Annotated in this window: 16 protein-coding genes; 10 read left to right on the top strand and 6 right to left on the bottom strand. The window is 54.4% G+C overall.

The genetic code is table 11. The annotated features are described in order from the left end of the window. The first annotated feature begins 44 nt into the window (after positions 1-44). From SV7mr_RS24135 to SV7mr_RS24115, 5 genes are all read left to right on the top strand, one after another. Positions 45-2,168, top strand: a complete 2,124-nt coding sequence (locus tag SV7mr_RS24135; protein WP_145277506.1) for a WD40/YVTN/BNR-like repeat-containing protein — start codon at positions 45-47, stop codon at positions 2,166-2,168. Positions 2,169-2,272: 104 nt separating this feature from the next. Next, on the top strand, positions 2,273-2,887 hold the full coding sequence (locus SV7mr_RS24130; RefSeq protein WP_145277503.1) for a DUF502 domain-containing protein: 615 nt from the start codon (positions 2,273-2,275) through the stop codon (positions 2,885-2,887). Between the two features lie 146 nt (positions 2,888-3,033). Then, the gene (locus tag SV7mr_RS24125; protein WP_145277501.1) at positions 3,034-4,335 is read left to right on the top strand and encodes a carbohydrate porin; all 1,302 of its coding nucleotides are present in this window, start codon (positions 3,034-3,036) and stop codon (positions 4,333-4,335) included. A gap of 271 nt (positions 4,336-4,606) precedes the next feature. Next, positions 4,607-5,317 carry a class I SAM-dependent methyltransferase gene (locus tag SV7mr_RS24120; protein WP_145277499.1) on the top strand — a complete coding sequence of 237 codons (711 nt, stop codon included), beginning with the start codon at positions 4,607-4,609 and terminating at the stop codon, positions 5,315-5,317. Between the two features lie 98 nt (positions 5,318-5,415). Beyond that, positions 5,416-6,705 carry an MFS transporter gene (locus tag SV7mr_RS24115; RefSeq protein ID WP_145277497.1) on the top strand — a complete coding sequence of 430 codons (1,290 nt, stop codon included), beginning with the start codon at positions 5,416-5,418 and terminating at the stop codon, positions 6,703-6,705. Between the two features lie 22 nt (positions 6,706-6,727). Here SV7mr_RS24115 and SV7mr_RS24110 read toward each other — a convergent pair whose 3' ends face one another. Together SV7mr_RS24110 and SV7mr_RS24105 are read right to left on the bottom strand one after the other, a co-directional pair. After that, positions 6,728-8,086 carry an aminopeptidase P N-terminal domain-containing protein gene (locus SV7mr_RS24110; RefSeq protein WP_145277495.1) on the bottom strand — a complete coding sequence of 453 codons (1,359 nt, stop codon included), beginning with the start codon at positions 8,084-8,086 and terminating at the stop codon, positions 6,728-6,730. A gap of 22 nt (positions 8,087-8,108) precedes the next feature. After that, positions 8,109-9,026, bottom strand: coding sequence for a M90 metallopeptidase family protein (locus tag SV7mr_RS24105; protein WP_145277493.1), 918 nt, complete (start codon positions 9,024-9,026; stop codon positions 8,109-8,111). 728 nt (positions 9,027-9,754) lie between these two features. On the opposite strand from SV7mr_RS24105, the gene SV7mr_RS24100 reads away from it, so the two are divergent. Further along, positions 9,755-10,765 carry a DUF1559 domain-containing protein gene (locus SV7mr_RS24100; RefSeq protein WP_145277491.1) on the top strand — a complete coding sequence of 337 codons (1,011 nt, stop codon included), beginning with the start codon at positions 9,755-9,757 and terminating at the stop codon, positions 10,763-10,765. Positions 10,766-10,850: 85 nt separating this feature from the next. Here the strand turns inward: SV7mr_RS24100 and SV7mr_RS24095 are convergent, their stop codons facing one another. Next, a complete protein-coding gene (locus SV7mr_RS24095) occupies positions 10,851-12,209 on the bottom strand; it encodes a hypothetical protein (RefSeq protein WP_419187870.1) in 1,359 nt (452 codons plus the stop codon). 85 nt (positions 12,210-12,294) lie between these two features. Here SV7mr_RS24095 and SV7mr_RS25850 point away from each other — a divergent pair, with 85 nt between their 5' ends. Next, entirely contained in the window at positions 12,295-12,432 is a 138-nt protein-coding gene (locus SV7mr_RS25850; RefSeq protein WP_419187869.1) for a hypothetical protein, read from the top strand. 259 nt (positions 12,433-12,691) lie between these two features. Further along, positions 12,692-13,495, top strand: a complete 804-nt coding sequence (locus tag SV7mr_RS24090) for a hypothetical protein (RefSeq protein WP_145277487.1) — start codon at positions 12,692-12,694, stop codon at positions 13,493-13,495. Positions 13,496-13,603: 108 nt separating this feature from the next. Here SV7mr_RS24090 and SV7mr_RS24085 read toward each other — a convergent pair whose 3' ends face one another. After that, positions 13,604-15,229, bottom strand: coding sequence for an arylsulfatase (locus SV7mr_RS24085; RefSeq protein WP_145277485.1), 1,626 nt, complete (start codon positions 15,227-15,229; stop codon positions 13,604-13,606). 75 nt (positions 15,230-15,304) lie between these two features. Next, positions 15,305-16,816: a sulfatase family protein gene (locus tag SV7mr_RS24080; RefSeq protein ID WP_145277483.1), complete on the bottom strand. Its 1,512-nt coding sequence runs from the start codon at positions 16,814-16,816 to the stop codon at positions 15,305-15,307. Positions 16,817-17,227: 411 nt separating this feature from the next. On the opposite strand from SV7mr_RS24080, the gene SV7mr_RS24075 reads away from it, so the two are divergent. Further along, positions 17,228-17,554 carry a hypothetical protein gene (locus SV7mr_RS24075; protein WP_145277480.1) on the top strand — a complete coding sequence of 109 codons (327 nt, stop codon included), beginning with the start codon at positions 17,228-17,230 and terminating at the stop codon, positions 17,552-17,554. A gap of 305 nt (positions 17,555-17,859) precedes the next feature. After that, positions 17,860-18,753, top strand: a complete 894-nt coding sequence (locus SV7mr_RS24070) for an HDOD domain-containing protein (protein ID WP_145277478.1) — start codon at positions 17,860-17,862, stop codon at positions 18,751-18,753. A gap of 43 nt (positions 18,754-18,796) precedes the next feature. Here the strand turns inward: SV7mr_RS24070 and SV7mr_RS24065 are convergent, their stop codons facing one another. After that, a complete protein-coding gene (locus SV7mr_RS24065; RefSeq protein ID WP_145277476.1) occupies positions 18,797-20,149 on the bottom strand; it encodes a lactonase family protein in 1,353 nt (450 codons plus the stop codon). Between the last annotated feature and the right edge of the window lie 26 nt (positions 20,150-20,175).

The following is a 20,175-nucleotide window of genomic DNA, read 5'->3' as shown; positions in this document are numbered from 1 at the left end:
ATGACTTTCATGATGTTTGGATCGATGCAAACGATGCAAATCGCATGATCGCGACCTGTGATGGAGGCGTGCAGGTGACCCTGAACGGCGGCCTCAGTTGGTCTCAGCAATACACGCAAAAGATCAGTCAGATTTATCGCGTGCATACCGATGATCAGTTCCCCTACAACGTTTATGGCAACTCCCAGGATATCTTGGCCTATAAGGTGCCAAGTGCGTCTCGATGGGGCGGCATCTCGGGTTATGAAACTACCATCGTCGGCAATGGAGAGACCGGTGATGTGATTCCCAATCCGAATGATCCTAACATCGTTTACAGCATGGCCAGTGGAACGCCGCTGGGCGGTGGCAGTCCCTTCACGAAGAACAATTTGACCACCGGGCAAAGCGAAGTGCGAAACATTTCGCCTGAGCCGATCTTCGGCCAGAATGCCTCCGACCTCAAGTTCCGTTTCCAGTGGGACTCTCCCTTCATCATTTCCCAGCACGATCCGAATACGATTTATGCGTGTGCACAGGTTGTGTTCCGAACGCGAGACGAAGGGATGAACTGGGAGCAAATCAGCCCCGATCTGACTCGTAACCATCCAGACAAGCAAGTCATCACCGGAACTCCTTGGCTGCCCGAATACTTTGGCCAAGAGATCTACAGCACGATCACGCGATTGGCAGAATCGCCATTGCAGAAAGGCGTGCTGTGGGCGGGTTCCGATGATGGGATGATTCATGTGACGATGGATGGGGGACAGAGATGGCAGGATCGCTCCATTCCCGAGTTGCCAGATTACGCCTACATACGTTCGCTGGAAGCCTCTCCGCATGACGCTGGCACGCTGTATGTGGCGATCTCACGCTACAACACCGCCGACGACTATGCACCCTATGTTTTCAAGACAACCGATTTTGGCAAGACTTGGACCAGCATCAACGGTGACTTGCCCAAGGATCTGCCGACGTACACCCTCCGCGAGGATCCTCAGGTAAAGGGCCTGCTTTACTTGGCAACCGATCGAGGTGTGATGGCGTCGGTCGATGATGGAACGACGTGGAAGTCAATTCGTAAGAAGATGCCAGTTGTGCCGATCACGGACCTTCGCGTGAAAGACAATGACTTAGTGGTTGCGACCAATGGCCGAGGCTTCTGGGTGCTGGATGATCTCACCCCGTTGCGTGAATGCTGCCAGCAAGTCGCCGATCAGCCAGCCTATCTGTACTCGGTACAGGATCACACTCGTTTTGGCTTCAGCTGGTGGATGAGCTATGCACCCGGTGGCGATCCCGGTGGCATGAAGAAGTACTTTATTCAAAACATGCGTCCGTCTCACATCTATTACGAACTCGGTGTCGTCAACGGTGAAAAGAAACGCAAATTCGTCGACGCCGGTGATGCCAAGCCGCTCGGTGTGATGATGTATTTTAGATTGGTCGAAGGGGTCAAGGATGTGAGTATCACCATCCTGGATGAATCGGGTGACCAGATCATCACCTATGGCCAGAACCAGCTCAGGCTTCGCTATGCAGCCCCTGGCGATGACGCGCATGATGCTGGGTTGAATCGCTTCGTTTGGGACATGCGTTATCCTGCGCCGCCAACGGTTCCCAATCGCCCGCCGACGCCGATTCTGCCGATTGCCAAGCCGGGCACTTACACGGCTCGTCTCACAGTGGATGGCGTTTCACAAGAACGTCAATTTGAACTTCGGATCAACCCGAATGAACCCTACACGCGTGAGCAAACCGATGCCCGCATGGTGTTCTGGTTGGATCTGCACCAGACGGTCATCAAGAACACCAATAACGTGATCGCAGCACTGGAGCTAAGCGAGGCGTCCGCAGCGCAAGTCAAAGCACTGCAGGGTAAGGGCGTTGATGCAACTGTGCTCGCTGAGGCCGAGAAACAGAGCCAAATCATCGCAGAGGCGGCCTCCACTTATGAATCAGCCTTCGTGCCCACTGGCAGAACGCTGGCTGAAACCATCAACTTGCCCGCAAAAGCGTTCTCAAAGCTGACTTGGCTGCATCAGATGATGGAGATGACCGAGGGGCCGGTAACTGGCGGAATGAAAGCCAAGTATGCAGCGATCCAGCAGGAACTGCAGGCAGCCACCGAGGCTTACCAGAATGCAGTCAAGCCGGCCGCAGCAAAGCTTAACGCACTGAGTCAGTAGGCAAGTTTCCTGCTACCCTATGGAGCAGAATCAGATGGTGACGCTGTCCTCACTGGGGGACAGCCATTCGGTTCGAAAGATCCCTTTTCGGCTTGTGACCTCTTATGAATCAACGAACCAATCCCATCCGATTCTTGCGGACCACGGCAATTGGTGGATTGCTGTTTCTGTTGCCATTGATCGTCATCGGCGCGCTAATCGGACAGATTGTCCCCATTGTCATGTCGCTCGCGACAACGTTGGGAGAATTGCTTCCAGGGTTCGTGAAGACACCCAGTGGCATTGCGTTGCTCTTTGCGTTGTCGATTGCACTGTTGCTGCTGCTTTGCTTTGCCGCTGGACTGCTGGCACGCTGGTCGTTCAGCCGGAACGTTTCGGCGATCTTCGAAAAGAAGCTGGCGATGTTTTTTCCTCGTTACACGATCATCAAAGATCTGATGGCTGACAGCATTGGTGGTGATCATGCCAAGGCTCAGATGAAGCCGGTCGTCGTTCGCTTCGATGAGTGCTTGCGACTTGGTTTCGAGACCGAACGAGACGATGAAGCTGGGGTCGTGGCAGTGTACTTGCCGGGGTCTCCAGATCCCTGGTCCGGCAAGGTGGCCGTCTTGAAAGCCGATCGCGTTGAGCCGCTGGACGTTGATTTCGGCGATGCGGTGGCAACTTGCGAACAAGTGGGCAGAGGCTCCACGGCGTTGATCGGCCATCTGAAGCACTAGCTCCGTCGCAGGTCACAGGTTGCATTCATGCCAAACTCTGGGCGACAGAACTGCCTTGTCGGTACAACCGTCTAACTCACATGGAATAATCGATACCCGGTTTGATGGGCTGAATCTGTCTGCTGTTCGCTGCCGAAGGCGGTGGTATGAGTTCACCGCATCCGTCCATGCCCTGGTTAGCAGCACTGGCGTTCCTTGTCATTGGCATTGGAGAAGCGTCCTGGTTGTCGGCACAGGATATCGCATCGCCGTCGCGTCTTGATTCAAACAATCAAGCGTTGGGAACCTACCAAAGTGTTGAACCGTTCGGCGGTCCCTCCAGCGTCGGCGGGCAGTTGGCCGAAGACAACGCTGTTAGTGTTCCCCAGTTTCGGTGCCATCGACTCCAGCGGTGCGCTGAGCCTTGGTTTGAGTTCAAAACCCGGTTGGACGAGACCTGCAGATTGCAGTTGAGCATCGATGAATCGATGTTTTATCAAACCGCCTCTAGCAGCCTGGGGCAGCGGGATGCTGCAAGCGGGTTGGTGCGTGTTTATGGCCAGTGGACGCTGCTTGGTCTCGGTACCAATCAACCCGGACAACTGGTGTTCAAAGGCGAGAATCGTCACCGAATGGGGACGGAGATTACGCCCTTCGATCTTGGGTTTGAAGCGGGTTCGATCTTGCCAACGGGAACGTTCTTCAGTGAATTCAATTACGGGGTGACAAACCTCTACTGGAAACAGTCTCTCTGTGAACGGGACTTGGTGTTCGCGATTGGCAAGATTGACGTGACGGATTTTATTGATGTCTATGGCATGATCAATCCGCTCACTCATTTTATCAATCTGGGGTTTTCGACCAATCCAACAATTGCCGTTCCAAATCAAGGCCTGGGAATCGCTGCCGGTGCGATGCTGACCGATCACGTGTACCTGCAAAGTGGATTTGCCGACGCCAACGGCCAGCCAACGCTCGCTGGTTTTAACACCTTCTTCCGCGACAACGAGTACTTCAGTTATCTGGAACTTGGACTCACCTCATCCCGAGATCGTCTCTATCTGGATAACATCCATGCCACGCTGTGGCACACCGATGCAAGACAAGACGCGGGCACTCCGGAAGGTTGGGGCGTCGCCTTCACGGCGCAAAAGTACCTTGACGAAAAGTGGTTGCCGTTCTTCCGATTCGGCTACTCAGATGGCGACGCTGCATTGATGCAGACGACCTTCAGCACTGGTTTGGGGCTGCGTCGTGAAAACAATGATGTCGCTGGTCTTGGCCTCAGCTTTGGCAAGCCCGCTGATGGGACGCTACAAGATCAGTTCACCAGCGAGGCTTTCTATCGATTCCAGCTCACCCAGTACTTGGCCGTGACACCTGACCTTCAGCTGATCGTTGACCCAGCGCTCGATCCCAGCCAAGACGTTCTGGCACTGTTCGGTGTTCGTCTGCGAGCCGCATTCTAAGCGTCGTCGGGTGTCTTGCCTGTTTTGATCCAATCGATCGCCTCCAAGCCATTGTATGCGATGCCATTGTATGCCATGCCATTGTATGCGATGGCATTGTTTGCGATGCCATTGCCGGTGAATTGCGACGGTCAACTGGCCAGTCCTGTGTGTCGTTTTCCTGAGTGTTTTTCCGTGCCAGATCGGTGCGTCAAAAGAAAGGCAATGCAGGATGGATGGATTTGCCTATAATTGGCTTTTCGCTGAGTTCTCGCCTATGGATCTGCCAACGATGAAGCCATTACCGCTGCTGTTTGCAATTGTTTTTCTTTCTTCCGCCAGCTCGCTGACCGCTCAGGAGGCCACTCAGCCTTCCGCAGAAAGTGTCAAGCCGGGGATCAATGAACGGTTTCTTGACACCACGCTCGATGTCCAAGAGTGGATTGGACGCTTTGAGGTTGAGAGTCGTGAAGTGTTTTCTGCTCGAGAACGTGTGTTGTCGGCGTGTCAGATTCAACCCGGCATGACGGTCGCGGACATCGGTGCCGGCACAGGCTTTTACAGTCGATTGTTTGCCAATGAAGTGGGTGATCAAGGTTGGGTTTATGCCGTCGATCTCTCGACGAATTTCTTGCAACACATCAACAAGCAATCAGACGCTGACAGGGTTCAAAACATCACTTGTGTGCTCGGCACGGATCGTTCAGTCAGGCTTCCTGCAGCGTCAGTGGATTTCGTCTTTGTTTGTGATACCTACCATCACTTTGAATTTCCGCAATCGACTCTGGCGTCGATTTACAAAGCGCTCAAGCCTGGGGGCACGATGGTTGTGATCGACTTCGAGCGGATTCCAGGACAGACCCGAGACTGGACGCTCGGTCATGTTCGCGCGGGCAAGGAAGTGTTTCGCAAAGAGATTGAAGCGGCTGGGTTTTCTCTTGTCGAGGAAGTTGAGATTCCGTCGTTCAAGGAAAATTATCTGTTGCGTTTTCGAAAGGAATAGCTTCGCGGCGACAATCAGCGTTAGGTTTGCTTGTTCGATGGATGCGGCAGCGCACAGGCATGGATCGATCAGAGAACACGGAAGGATAGGATTGGCTAGTGAATCACTTGAAAACGCTTGATCGGTCGCCCGGCATTTGTATCACCACGCTTTGTCTGCTGTATGCTGCTCAGGGCATTCCGGACGGATTCGTGCGTGTTGGTTTAAAGACTTATCTGATTGATCAGGGAGTTTCGACAGCGGCAATCGGCGTGACCATTGCGTTGGTCAGTTGGCCATGGTCTTTGAAATGGGTGTGGGGGCCGTTCGTTGATCGGTTTCGATTTCATCGAATGGGTCGGCGCAGGCCCTGGATCCTGGCTGCACAGACGGGCATCATGCTCAGCTTGGCTTCGCTGCTGTTCATTCCAGATCTATCAGCCAGTCTGAAGGCGCTTAGCATTGTCATCCTCCTGGCAAACACGTTTGCCTCCTTGCAAGACGTCTCCGTTGATGCGATGGCGATCGATCAATTGCCGCCAGAGAAACGGGGGATTGCCAACGGGTTCATGTATGGTTCCTCGTATGCAGGTAGCTATGTCGGCTCCTATTTTCTAGGCGGTTTGTTACTCACCAGCGGGATCGTGGCGGCGGTCTCTTTGCAGATTGGCATCCTGTTTTTCATTGCGTTGTTTCCGTTACTGTTCCGCGAGAGGCGACAGGATCGCTTCGTCGCTCTGGGGACTTACGGAGCGGAGGATGCAGATGAAGAAAGGGCCTCTGTAAAGGAGTTGTTTGCCAAGCTGGGCAAATCGTTTTCCGTCCGATCATCTTGGTTAGCAGCAGTCTTTGCCCTGACCTCATTGATTTGCACTAATGCTTACCTGATTGTCTGGCCCGTGTACATGAAAGAAGAGCTTGGCTGGTCGACGTCAGACTACTTGACTTTGGAAGGCGGCCTGTCGGTCTGGTTCGGGCTGGGCGGTTCGGTGGCAGGCGGTTTGATTGCCTCACTGTTGGGACCCAAACGCGCTCTGTTCACTGCGTTGTCACTGATGGCGATCACCTGGGGGCTGCATGGACTGTTGATGTCCTGGTGGGCCGAGGCGACGGTGGTGTCTTCGTTGTTTCTGCTATCCGCGATGCTGCAAGGCTTTTTTCAGGTGTCAATGTTTTCGATGTTCATGGAAATCGCTTGGCCACCGGTCGCGGCAACTCAGTTCACCGCTTACATGGCAATGCTGAATCTGTCCAACGGCTTGGGCGCCTCTTCGGCGGGGCTGATGGAATCAGCGTTTTCCATGCAAGGGTTTTTCTGGGTGCTGGTCGGGATTCAATTGGCCGGTGGCTTACTCTTGCTGTTCATTGATCCAACACAAACCAGACGCGTCTTGCACGCAGCTCCCTGAGTCTCTTGCCAGAGGCGATTTGTCACTCGAGTTCTTTGTGTTGGAGCTGCAGAAGTCCGGGCTCTCTGATCAGTTCTTCGATCTGGTGACTGCTGTGAGGAACATTGGGAGTCAAGTTCTCCAGGCCGCCATCGGTGACCAACACACAGTCTTCCACGCGGAAGTAGAGCCTTTCTTTGGGAACCCAAAGCTGAGGATCCAGCGCGAACACGCATCCGGGTTGGAGTGGAGTTTGGTCATCTTGATAGCCACCTTCATCATGAACGGCCATGCCTACCGCGTGTGTCATTGCTCGACTGGTTGCCAATAGCTTTTCGGCGGCGTTGGCGAAGGATGGTTTTGACCAGTGAGTGTTGGCCACTCTGGAGGAGAGTTTCGCGGCTGCTTTTTGTCGGACTTCAATCGGAGTCATGCCTGGGCGAGTGATGTCCAGTAGCGTGAGATGATAGTCAACGACCAGATCGTAAAGCTCTTTTTGCCACGGTAGATAGCGGCCGCTGACCGGCCACATCCGTCCAATGTCACTGGTGTAGTTGTGTAAGTCCGGCGCGTAGTCAAACAGCACAAGGTCGCCGTCAGTTAGCCGCGAATCGTTGCGGAAATAGTGCAAGTTCCAGATGTTGTCGCCGCTAGCGACAATCGGTCGATAGCCTCCTCCAGTCGCTCCGCTGGTCAGGAAGATCAGTTCGGCAACGGCCGCAAGGTCGGATTCGAATAAGCCAGCCTTTGTCGATTTGATCGCTTCGGCGATCGCCACAGCTGCAATGCGTCCGGCCTCGCGCATGACCGTGATTTCTTCGGCGGACTTCGATCGCCGCATTTCCAGAATGGTCGTGGACAGGTCTTTGATTGCCACGGGAGCACAGCGTTGTTCGATCAATTCGATGAAGGCTTGTTCCGCGGGCGGGGCGACACGCCAGGGATCTTGATTCAACCGTTTCGCAGCGCCATTGAGCGAATCCTGGCACGCTTGCCGGCCTTCAGCTGCTTGATGGCACGTGTACACGACATCGCAGCTCTTGAGATCCGGTTCCAGAGCCGTGATGGGCTTGACGTGATCGACTCCGGTCAGCCGAATGGCTGTTTCAGCGTCATCGCTGTTGAGCTCCGCTCCTTCTTGTTCAGCGAGATGCCGATCTTGGCCGACCAGGTACAGTGTGGATTCCTTGGTGGTTCCGTTGAGAGTGAGATAAGCATTGGCAACCTCCACGCCACAGAGATAAAAGAAATCGTTGTGTTGGCGAAAGCGATCCATCGCTCCTGTCGCCGATGCACCTTGAATGACGGCGGTGGCACGGCCGATCGTTTCGCAAACGAGTTCACGCCGTCGTCGAAATTCAGTCGTTGAAAACGCAGTTTGAAAGGCAGCTGGTTTGCTCATGGTGTGATGCTTCGATACTTGATCAGTTAGCGGCGGCTGGCGAGGTCGGTTCCTTCGTCGCTTGTTTCTCCTGACGCTCCCAGCGGAACGAAGGCATGGTCTGGCGATTGAGGCTCTTTAAGTGTGGCTCCTGCTTCCGTTGGGGTGCATCCGAACGCAGGTAACGATACGACTGATCGATAAAGGTCGATTGAACCAGAGCGTACAGTTCGGGATCGTGCTGTTTCAGTTCGTCTCGTGTGTTGACGTGATTATGAACCGAATCGTTTTCGCGATTGCAATCGAACCAGCTTTGGACGCCTTCTGCCCAGTACTCTCGATCGTTCGAGATCGCATACGTCTCCTTCCAGCGTCCATTTTGGATCGCTGATTGATAACATCGATCCAGCTTCGCCTGAAAGCCATCATCCAAGTCGCGAAGGGCCATCAGGTGAATCGCATGAGCGAACTCATGAATCAGAATGCTCTCTGCATCATAGGGATCGCCGTTGAGATTCAGCACGTTCTCTTCACCACAGGAGACACTCGGGCGAGCACGCGTTGCACCCAATCCGCGCGCGCGTCGGTTCCAGTAGTCTTTCGGTGTCAGGTCAGCGTGCTCTGGCACATCACAGGTTCGTTCAGAAGTTGCCATCACGGTCAGGCGAATTCGATTCGCAGCTAACTGGCGCAGAATGTCGGGGCGTTTCTTGAGCATCGATGAGACGATGATTGCCGCTTCACTGATCGCGCTTGGATGGACTTTGTTTGACGCTACGATCGGCATGCCCCCAACCACAAGGCACTGTTGGTAAAAATCCTTCAGTGCAAACTGATCTCTGATTTCCTGGGGCACCGCGCTCACAACCAAGGCCGGGCGAATGGTTTCAGGCGGCTCTGCGCTGGTCGCCGAGGCGATCAAAGTGATGCTTAGGAGGGCGATCGCAAGGGGTTTGTTCATGGGGTGATCCACGATGATTGTGGCGGGCAGATTTCGAACTGACAAAAGGTATCGTCGCGGAAGGAATCGGCAGAGTCAATTGCCCCGATCCTGCCTTCAGGATGGGGGCCGCCTACCAGCGATCCTGGCTGTTGTGCAGGAAGATCAAACCGCCAGCAAAACAAGTTGATGGTTGGGAATTCTTCGGCCCAACGCTTTCATTGGCAAGTCCCCGTTGATGAATTTGCTGGCTGATCGCTTGGGAATGTGAGCGACCTGTGTGGCTGTCCCAGAATGATTGCTTGACCGGTGCAGATCCTGAGTTATTTTCTCTTGGTTTGATGCCGTCAGCGGGCCATTGAACCTGTGACGTTGCCCGTTGCATCCGAATCATCGGCGACCATTGGGGCGGCTTGAGTTCCGTTCGCTTTGCCTCTTAGGAGTTCTGTGGGACTCGATGCACTGCATTCAGTTGACTCAGCGAGTGAAACCGCGAGTTTAGGCAGCCGTTTGCCAACGTTCCTGTTCGCCTGGGGGAGAGGTGGTGCAGGATGTTTGGCGGATGAATTTCCGCCACCGGTGGCGAAAGATTCGCCGCCAATGCCGTGCCGGTTGTAGCGCCGCCGCAGTTTGACTGAATTTGATGATTGGCATGCGATGTGCTTATGACATGAGGTCGCCAGGGACGATCCAATCGCCAGTGTGGTGGTGGTCTCACTTACTCCTCTAGAATTTGCTTCAAGCGTTTTATGAAAACTCATCGCCAGGGTGGTTTCACACTTATCGAGCTTCTTGTCGTCATTGCGATCATTGGCATCCTTGTTGGTCTTTTGCTGCCGGCGGTTCAGGCCGCCCGTGAAGCCGCGCGTCGCATGTCTTGCTCGAACAATCTCAAACAGCTTGCCCTTGCCTGTCACAACTATGAGTCAGCATTCAAGAAGTTCCCCGCCTCGACGGTGGTTGACCTAAGGGTGAACGCGACGGGGAACAACCAAGCTTGGGGCGTTCATGGGCGAATCTTGAACTATATCGAAGAGTCCAATCTGCGCGACTTAGTTGACCTGTCACTCGGTTGGGATTCACAACCTGAGATTGATGGTGTCAAAGTTCCGACCTTTTCCTGTCCCTCTGATCCCGGTGGTTATCGAGTACGGGTTTTTAGCGACGGACGACCTTCGTTATTCCCGACCACGTACGGTTTTAATCTCGGGCGTTGGTTCGTTTTTGATCCGGCAACGCGTCGTGGCGGTGAAGGCATGTTTTATCCGGATAGCTTTCTCGGCTTCCGTGACTGCCTGGACGGAACAAGCACAACGCTGTTGATCAGTGAAGTGAAGGCTTGGACACCGTACACTCGCAACGGAGGGCCAACGACAACGGCCATGCCAACCACACAGGCTGAAGCCGAAGCGATTGTTGCCAGCGGAGCTCAGTTCAAGAACACCGGTCACACTGAATGGCCTGATGGACGCGTGCACCACACTGGTTTCACTGTCTCACTTGCCCCGAATACGCGAGTGACTTACACCGACGGCGCCTTCTATGAGGAGATGGATTACAACTCATGGCAGGAAGGACGCGATGGGAACTCCGGTAATCCAACGTATGCAATGATTACCTCACGTAGCTATCACTCTGGCCTGGTGCAATCGGCGTTTCTTGACGGATCGGTGCGCAGTGTGACCGAGTCGATTGATCTTTCGATCTGGCACGCGCTGGGAACACGTGCCGGTCATGAAATGATCCAGGGCGACTATTGATGCGTCGCCGCTAGGTTGAATCGCGCGTTCGCTGAGCAGCGATTCCCCGTTCGGCGTCTTGAGTGGATGCTGTTTGGCAGCCGCGTCACTTTAATGGGTCAATGCTGTCGACAATGTCAGCCTGTTTAAACCCAACGCCAAACGTTGCCTGCAACGTTGCTGTAGCGTCCGCCGCACGATCGTTCAGCAGCAGAGTCGGGGCTTGGTCGAGTCGGTCGCCATGATCGCGGTAAAGGCGAAGCTGGATCTTTCCCGGTTGAAGCGTGATGCCGGAGGGATCCAAGTCTTTTCTGGCGTCGGACTTGGCGATCACAAAAAGCGAACCGTTCAGGATCTTGCGTGGTGTGACCAGAGCCTGCGTGAACGCGACCGGGCGTGCCATCCAGTCATTGGCTGATTCGTCCCAGCGATGGACAAAGACCTGAACCTTTGACAGGTTGGGCCAGGATTCCGGGATGCCCTTGATGCGGACAACGTGTTGCGTCGGATACCAGTTGTCAGCAGGCAGTTCATCGGCGGAATGATAGTTTCCCGAGACCGACGCGGCGTAGTCTCCTAGCCAGTGCAGCCAAGCCTTGTAGGATTGATCGCCGGCGTGCATTTTGATGCCACCCATGTGCGATACCGGAATCTCAGAAGACGGCCTGCCAAGCTTGCCGTCGGCGCCCTTGGCGGGCAGTTTGGCCGTCGGCTTTTGGATCAATAAGCTCTTCGAAGGCTGATCAAGATTAATCAGCGGCAAACGACTGTCATGGCGTTTCTGACTACTGGCGATCAGTGATCGCATGGTGCTGAGCGGTGTGTCTTTGAAGAGATTCATCCGAGCGCCATATCGCTTGACAAATTCTCGGTGACGCTCGATCGGTTTTTGATGCAATGGGTTGCTGGGATCAAGTTCACCTGGAGTGTGACAGGGAAAGCATCGCATCCGCTGGGACCAGACGTTTCGCACAAACGAATCAAGAACGCGATCCTTTCGCGCGTGGCGAATCACTTCATCCGTCACGCTGGGGCCTGCTGTCGCCGATTCCGATGCTGGTTGGGCGGCCAGCAAGTCAGCCTCTTGGCAACAGGCTTTGATCCAATGTGAGAACGCTGCGAATTCTGCTTGGCGATTTTTGGCGTGAATGCGTTTGGAGAGCGCGTCGGGATCGGAGTCGCCCATTGCAATCAAGTGCAGGATTTTTGACTCATCGGGACGCTTGGTGTCGATCAGCCCTTGAGCCCGTAGCGAGAGAAACGTTTCCCGGCTGGATGGCAGGATGTAGTCTTTTAGGTCAACCGCAGACAGATGGCATTGAATGCAACTTGATGGATCAGGCGAATCAAAAATCGGTTTCAATCGTGTCTCAAAGACGGACTCAGGGGAGGGTTCCTCACTGACAGCAATTGAAGTGAGGGGCATGCCGATAAGACATGCCATGATGAGTTGCAAGTAACGCATTCGTTTCTCCGGTTCAATCTGCCTGGGGGTTTCCACGCCGTGGTCACAAGATTGTATCGCTCCCATCCTGGTTGGAATTCAGGAAATGGAACGAACCACAAAGAAACGCGGCGGTCACTTGATGTCCAGTGGCATGGTCTGTCTGGGCTCGTCTTGCCCTGCTCGCCTTGCATCACTTTCGTCGACTCGTCGACTGGTGGCGGATGACATGGCGGTGTTCTGAAATCGATCCTCTCAAAGAGTTGATCAGGGAAAGCGTCCATTGGATTGAGAAACATCGGTTCTAACCGATTCGGGGGCTGACGGATGCTAGAATCTGTAGCCGCTGCACGTCTGGATCGCCCGTCGGGCCGCAGCAATGCCAGCGACTACGGAAATGTCTCCTTCAGCGTCAAGATCAAGCTCTGTCAGGGCCGTAAGGGTCGGGGCATCCGGCATCGAAACCGGCATCGAAAATCAAGTCTCCTTAGCGAGCAATCATCATGATTGGTAAATTTTGTCGCGTGCTCGCGTTTGTATTCGGGCTGTTCGGTTCCCTGCTCAGTGTGGTTGCCGTCGGTGGCGTGTGGGTTGGTCATGCTCGCGTGCAGACCTTTAACCAGCAGGTTGACCAAGCGATTGACCAGACCTTTGTCGCCTTCCAAGAGAGCGTGACTCGTGTTGGCAAGCAGGTCGCTGATGCAAGAATCACCACCATCGAACTGGAGACAGAGCTCAAGGAACTTCTTGCCGAGGTCGACATCAAGAAAGCAGTGGTGCGAGGCAAGTTGCGAAAACATTCCCAGGCGATCACGACGACGGTCGTGAGAACCGATCAATGGCTCGCCACGGCGGAGTCTTCGATCGAACTGCTCCAGCGTGTTTCCGAATCTGCCGAGACGCTTGGGTTTGATTTAGAAAGACCGGATACCCGTGGCCTGTTAGGCAAGATTGGAACCGTCCGGCAAAAGGTCTCGACACTGAGCGACAGCTTGGAAGCGATCGAGAACGAATCCATTGCCTTTGAGTTGCAGAAGAACGTCGATGCGATTGTCAGGTTGTCAGCCAAACTGGTTCTCACGCTGACCGATGTCGATGAGCGTCTCGCCAATCTTGCGGAGACCATTGAACGCACGCGGGAAGCCAGTCATTTGTTCTTTGTCAGGATGGAGCGTTCCATCTTTCACGTTTGTCTTGCCGTGACGGTGCTTGTCATCTGGCTCTTGGCCGGGCAAGTTGCTCTTTGCTGGGTCGGTTGGCGCGGCTGGGTTGGCTGGCGCGGCCTGCGCCAAAAAGCAACTGTCTAGTGAGAGCCTGTGATGGCGGATCAGGCGAAGCTTCAAATGCACGGGGCAACGGTTAGCGCACCGCAGCTTTGCTTAGCGGGCGACTGCTTCGAGCGGGGCAGCGCGTTTTTACTTTGCCGAGTTTGTGGTTGGCGTGGGTTTTGCTTGCTGCGTCACACCGACTCGATCTGCCCAGGTTTGCCACTTGGCGGCCATCTTGGCAAGTCGCGCTGGTTCCGTGGAGGCCAAGTTGATCGTTTCCTGACGGTCATTGGCAAGGTGATAAAGTTGCCAGGCTTTCTCTCGGCGTGGTAACAGCGCCTTGAAGTCACCGTGTCGAACCGCTTTGTGCCCGGAGTGTTCCCAGTACATCCACGGCGCGGGTTGGCAGGCTTCACCGTTTAGCAGTCTAGCAAGGCTGTTGCCTTCCAGCGGATGGATTGGATGGTCGGCAAACCGCTCGGGATAGTCCGCTCCGGTGACTTCTAAAATCGTTGGCATCAAGTCGATTAACTGAGAGGGATGCGACGTGATTGTTCCTGGTGTGGTCTTCAGTCCGGCTGGCCAGTGGATCACCAGCGGAGTCGAGATGCCGCCTTCGTGGCTAAAGACTTTGAATTTTTGAAACGGTGTGTTGCTTGCGTTTGCCCAGCCTTGTCCATAGCTGATGGCCCCAGATTGATCGGGGTCATTGATGTCGCTAAATCGACCGCCACCAAGATCCTTGTACGGTTCGGCACAGCCGCCATTGTCGGACAGAAAGACCAGGAGTGTGTTGTCCAGTTTTTCCTGGTCTTTCAGCGATGCGACCAGGCGGCCAATGTTTTGATCCATTCGATCGACCATCGCTGCGTAGACGGCCATGCGATAATCGAGCTGTTCCTTCTGCTGATCGGTCAATTTGCTCCATGCGCGAACCCCTTTGTCCCGCGGCGGTAACGTGGTGGCCTGGTCGACGATGCCGAGTTGTTTTTGCTTGCGCAGGCGCTGCTGGCGAAGTCGGTCCCAGCCAATGTCCCGGTACTTGCCCACGTATTTCTGAATGTCTTCTTGGCGAGCATGCAGCGGCCAGTGCGGTGCCGTATAAGCCAGATACAAAAAGAACGGCGCATCGTCGTCCTGTTCTTCGATGAAACGCAATGCGTAATCCGTGAAAACGTCGGTCGTGTAGTAGTCCGGATCCAGGGGTGGATCGAGCTTTTCGTTTTCCAGCATCACACCACGACCGCCCTGCGGCTTGAAATAGCTGGTGACCCCGGCAATGGAACCATAGAAGTGTTCAAACCCGCGCTGGCGAGGCCACTTCTCTTTGCCGTGATAACCAAGGTGCCATTTGCCAGCCATGTAGGTGTGATAGCCAGCGGGTTGAAGGACCTCTGCCATCGTCACGCAATGCCGATTCAGATAGCCTTGATATGCTGGGCGATCGTCCTTGCGAGGGCCCTGCGGTGTCTCGGTCATGTGACCGATTCCCGTTTGATGCTGATGCAATCCGGTCATGAGTGCAGCTCGTGTCGGGCAGCATCGCGCCGTATTGTAGAACTGAGTGAAACGCAGTCCATGGTCTGCCAACGCGTCAAGATTGGGTGTCTCGATCTCGCCGCCATAGCAACCGATGTCGGAGTATCCCATGTCATCCGCCAAGATGATGACAACATTAGGACGTTCCGCAGTCGCTGGTGTTGGTTGCCAGGCTGCAAGGAGAAACGCAAAGCAGACGAGTTGAGTGATGGTTCGCGTGTTGCCATAAACCATGATGGAAGTCAATTGATAAAGGAGTGATCAGTGAAGGGGCAAGCCGTTTTCATGTTGCCCTGCGATGTCGACGCTTCATTGTGAATCTTTGGAGAACAGTGGCTTGCCAGCGGGGCGCGGTTGGCCAAACAAGGTTTCATTGACCAACCCGTGAGTGTCGTGGAATTTCTTTACCTCCGGATTGCCGCGAGTCATCCGCGTATAGGCTTCCAGTTCCGTTTCCAACCCGCGGTCACCTTGCGACTTCATCCAGTCTTGAAGTTGATCGCGAAGCTGTTGGATCGTGTCGGCATGCTCTGTCGCCTCGGCAAGGTTATGCATTTCCAAAGGGTCGTTCAGGACGTCGTAGAATTCAATGGCTGGTCGAGTACTATGAGCCTTCACTCGTGCCGCTGCGTGAGCATCTCCGGTGGCAGCTTTTTGTTTCCATTCCAAAAAGAACGGGTGCTTCACGACATAGTTCTGAAACGTTTGCTCGTGAGAAAGGTTCAGCACGAGCTTAAATCGATCGTTGCGGATCGAGCGGATCGCATAGTGCGGTGGCCCATTAAAGATCCCTCGCGACGTTTGGACGCCGTAGACAACCGACTTGTGCTGGTCTGTTTCTCCGCTCAGCACCGGCAGAAAGGATCGCCCGTCGAGTTCCCCACGCGGTTGACCTCCGGCAACTTCGACAAAGGTTGGCACCAGGTCCACGTACTCAACCATCGCCGCAGTCGTGCGGTTGGCTGCGATCTTGCCTGGTAACCTGGCAATCATTGCTGATTGCAATCCTTTGTCATAACAGGTCCACTTGCCACCGGGGAATGCGCTGCCTTGCTCACTGACGACGACGACCAGTGTGTTGTCGGCGTGGCCATGTCTTTTTAGCAACTTCAAAAGCCGACCCACTTCAGCATCAAAGAAGGTGATCTCTGCTAAATAGTTGCGATACTCAATGCGAGTCGCTGGTGTGTCGACAAAGTTGGGGCGTAGCTTAAGGGTTGCCAGGTCGTATCGCTTTCGGTATTCCTTGCCTTTGGTATAGGGACCATGCGGTTCGTTGGAGCAGGCGAATAAGGCGAATCGAGTGCCCGCCGCTTTGGAGTCACTGAACAGTTTTTCAACGGCCTGAAAGTCAATCACCGATTCTCGGCTTTGATTCTTCTTGGGAAGCGCAGAATACTCAAACGGAAAAGCAGAGGGTGGGTTGATGTGTGTTTTACCAGACAGCGCAACACGGTAGCCCAATGGCTTTAAGTCATGGGCAATGCTGCTTACATCGGGATAAACGAAGGTATGATTCGTCCATGCGCCCGATTTGACTGGATAGAGTCCTGTGTAGAGCGTGTGCCGAGTAGGCGAGCACATTGCGGTGGTTTGGAAGCACCGAGTAAACCGCAGACCTTGTTCTGCGAGGCGATCGATGTTTGGCGTGTGTGCCTGACCTCCATAACAACCGAGATCCAGGTGCGTGCAATCATCCGCAATCACAAACAAAAGATTGGGTCGTTGGTTCTGCTCTGCCACCGCATAGGAGGCCAGTGGGCTGATAAGCTGCGTGAGCAGGCTAAACGTGAAGGCGGTGATCAGTAGTGGACGAAGCACTTGAGGCGTTACTCAGCGATAGGATGGTGGGCCGCAGGGGCGGTGGGCAAGCACTCACGCTTGGAGCATAGGTGGATCAGGCAGACAGGTGGCCTCATCAAACGTACCGGTCAAGCATGCGACCAGGAAAGCCGCCAAAGCAAAGTGGGGAAGCAACCAATCTTACTGAGATTGCATTGGAAAACCATGAAACGACGTGTTTTCTACCTGAACTATTTTGTCATCCCGAAACCGTCTCTGTCAGACGCACGCTGGATCGCTGTGATCTCGTTGCCGCAGTGATGGCATCGCTGCCTAGCTTGCTATCGGAACCGAATGGATAAAACCGTGTTCCATGATGCGGAAGCAAACCGTCGTCCGCGGTGGATCGGAGCCCCTTCGGTATAGAAATCGACAGAACCATCCTTCGTTGTGATTGAACTGAGTGCTTCTAGCGGTGCTGATGCAATCAGTCCGTTCCCGGCTGTCAATCAAGTTCCGGTGCAAGGTGAGGGAGAACGGGCACTGGAGGAAGTATTGCTTGTTGTGTTGGAAATCAAACCTATTGTTCACCGGTTCGGCAACAATCGTTTCGGCGGCCCTTCAGGCGATGCGTTCAGGACCCTGCAGCCCACTTTTCGTAAGCGTCGTGATTCAGGAAACTTGCTCGTCCTTGGTAGACATCCTGTGTTCTTCAGTGTTGATGCACAGCGTCGATTGCTTGTGAACACCGGCGACAGCGTCGCGTATCAATGGTGAACGTATCTGATGGATCAAACGATGACAAACACTTTCTCTGAAACGGCTTGCGACTCGAGGTGGCATTGGCTGTGCTTTGCGCTTCTGGCACTCATTGTGCAGACGCTTACGGTCTCTCCCGCTCTAAGCCATCGCGTCGCTAACGAATTCAGCAACACGCTGCAGGTGAACCGTTTCATCGCTGAGCGGTCTTTCATTGCCAAGCCATTGGCATCCCATCCACCAAAGAGCTCGAATCTGCATCGCGGTTTGGTCACGTTAACCGTCGGTGAATCGAAGAAATCACGGCAGAAGGAAGGAACCTCATGATTGATTTAGGAAGGATCCCTGAAGGGACGCCCGAGCCTGCACCCGTCATTGCCTGGACGCTTGATAGGGTCAATAACCTCGCTGCATTGCCGAAGGTGGCAATGGAAATCATGAGTTTGGTTGATGATGAGCAAGCGCTGGCAGCAGATTTCTACAACAAGATCGAACAGGACCCCGCTCTTACTTCACGAATTCTAAAGACGGTTAATTCTTCGTTCTTTGGATTGCCCGGCGAAGTCGATTCGCTTCAGCAGGCGGTGACGATGTTGGGATTCACTTCAGTCCGCAACTTGGCGGTTGCGGGAAGTTGCCACAGACTATTCATGGTGGATGCTTTGGCCGGTGGATTCCATCCGTCTGAACTGTGGTCGCATTCTGTCGCCGTGGCAACCGCTGCCAGTCTGTTGATGAAAAGAAGTCGCCGTGGCAGACCGGACCAGGCATACCTTGCAGGGATCATTCATGACATCGGTGTGATCATTGAGATGCAGATCCACCGCGAGGAGTTTGCCAAAATGATCGCTGCTCTGTCGCTCGATCGCGAGCCAATCACCTTTCGCGATGCTGAAGCAAGGATTCTAGGTGCAACCCACGAAGACTTCGGCGCTGGCATCTGTCGTAAATGGCAGTTCCCCAAGTTCCTAGTCGATGTGGCTGGAACGCATCATGATCCGTTGAGCTGTGAAGAGGACACACTACCATTTTCAGCCGTCGTGCATGTTGCGGACGTGATGGCAGCTCGGTTGGGAATCGGATTCACCGGGACCGTCGAAACGGATGAGGTGGATCCCCGTATTCTGCAACTGTTGCAGCTGAGTCAGAGGGATCTTGACGAAGTCGCCGACGAGCTGCTGGCAGCACTTGAGGAATCCCAGGCGATGTCCAACTAGACGCTCGGCTCTGACTGAAGCCGTCTTGGAACCGCACCGTCAATCACTGTCCCCTATTCGGGTCCGTCCGGATTGCTTTGAATGAATCAGAGGGTTGCGAAAATGCGGTGGCGGTTGGATTCCGTTTGCGCTGCTGATCGCCTTTGCCGTTATGATCAGGGGTGGCCTGGGCAAAGGTGACGTGCGATGGGTTGCCGACGGGGATGTAACGTCCGGTGAACTCTAGCTTGCCCGTCTGTCGATCAACGGCAAAGATGCTCACGTGGTCGGCACGCTGGTTTCCACAGTACAGAAATCGACCGGAGGGATCAAAGCTGAAACTACGTGGGTAATTGCCTCGCGTCCATGTCTCTGTCACATAGTTCAGTGTGCCGTCCTTGCCGATCGAAAAGAGACCGATGCTGTCATGCAATCGATTGCCGGCATAGACGAATCGTCCATCGCGCGAAATCTGAATCTCTGAACAGAAATTGCTGCCTGCATAGCCTGGTGGCAGCGTTGAAATCGTCTGTCGTTGCGTCAGTCGACCGGTTTTTCCGTCGTAGTCGAACAGCACCAGTGTGGATCCTTCTTCCTGGATCGAATAAAACCATTGGCCGTTGGGATGGAAGTGAAAGTGTCTGGGGCCATCGCCTGGGGGCAGGCTGACGAAGGGTTGTTCGGCGGGGCTAAGCGTCCCGGTTTCAGCGTCAAACTTCCAAACGAAAATTCGATCCATGCCCAGATCGACATGCAGCACAAACTTACCCGACGGATCAGATTCGATCATGTGCGCGTGTGTGCGATCATGTCCGCTAAACGCTTTGCTTCCCGGTGGCGCGTTGGTCGCCACCGTAGGGCCGATCTTGCCTTCCATCACTTTGACGTCCGTGGCCGCTCCCAGTCGCCCGTCTTCTTTGATCGGAAGCACTGAGACGGAACCGCCAAAGTAGTTTGCCACCAACAGGAAGCGGCCTGTGGGATGAAAGCTGACATAGGTGGGGCCTGCACCGCCCGAGGGGACCGTGTTGATCAGTCTTAAGCCGCCGGTTGTCTTGTCAAGCTCGAACGCGCTAACGGTGCCTTCTTCTGTGCCGTTGTATCGATCGGTCTCGTTGGCGGAGTAAAGTCGCGTTCCGTCGGCGCTGACTGCCAAGCGACTGGGGCTGGTTCCCAGTTCGGTCACTCCAATCGGTTTCAGGTCACCCGTTTGCTGATTGACCTCAAAGGTATGAATGCCGCGCCCGTTGCCAGGCGGCAGGTCAACTTGAGTTGGCAACATGTCCTTCAGCGGCGAACTAAATGTGCCGATGTAGGCGAACAGTTTGGTGTGCTCTTGTGCGGTTGCTTGGCAGCTGAACAACAGCAAGGTCGTTGCTAACAAGCAAAAAAGATTGGGGCGGTGTTGGATCAGCATGGCGGAGGAAAGGTCAAATGAGGTTC

Source organism: Stieleria bergensis (genome assembly GCA_007745635.1).
Classification (GTDB): domain Bacteria; phylum Planctomycetota; class Planctomycetia; order Pirellulales; family Pirellulaceae; genus Stieleria; species Stieleria bergensis.
This window is presented reverse-complemented; position numbering and strand designations above follow the sequence as displayed.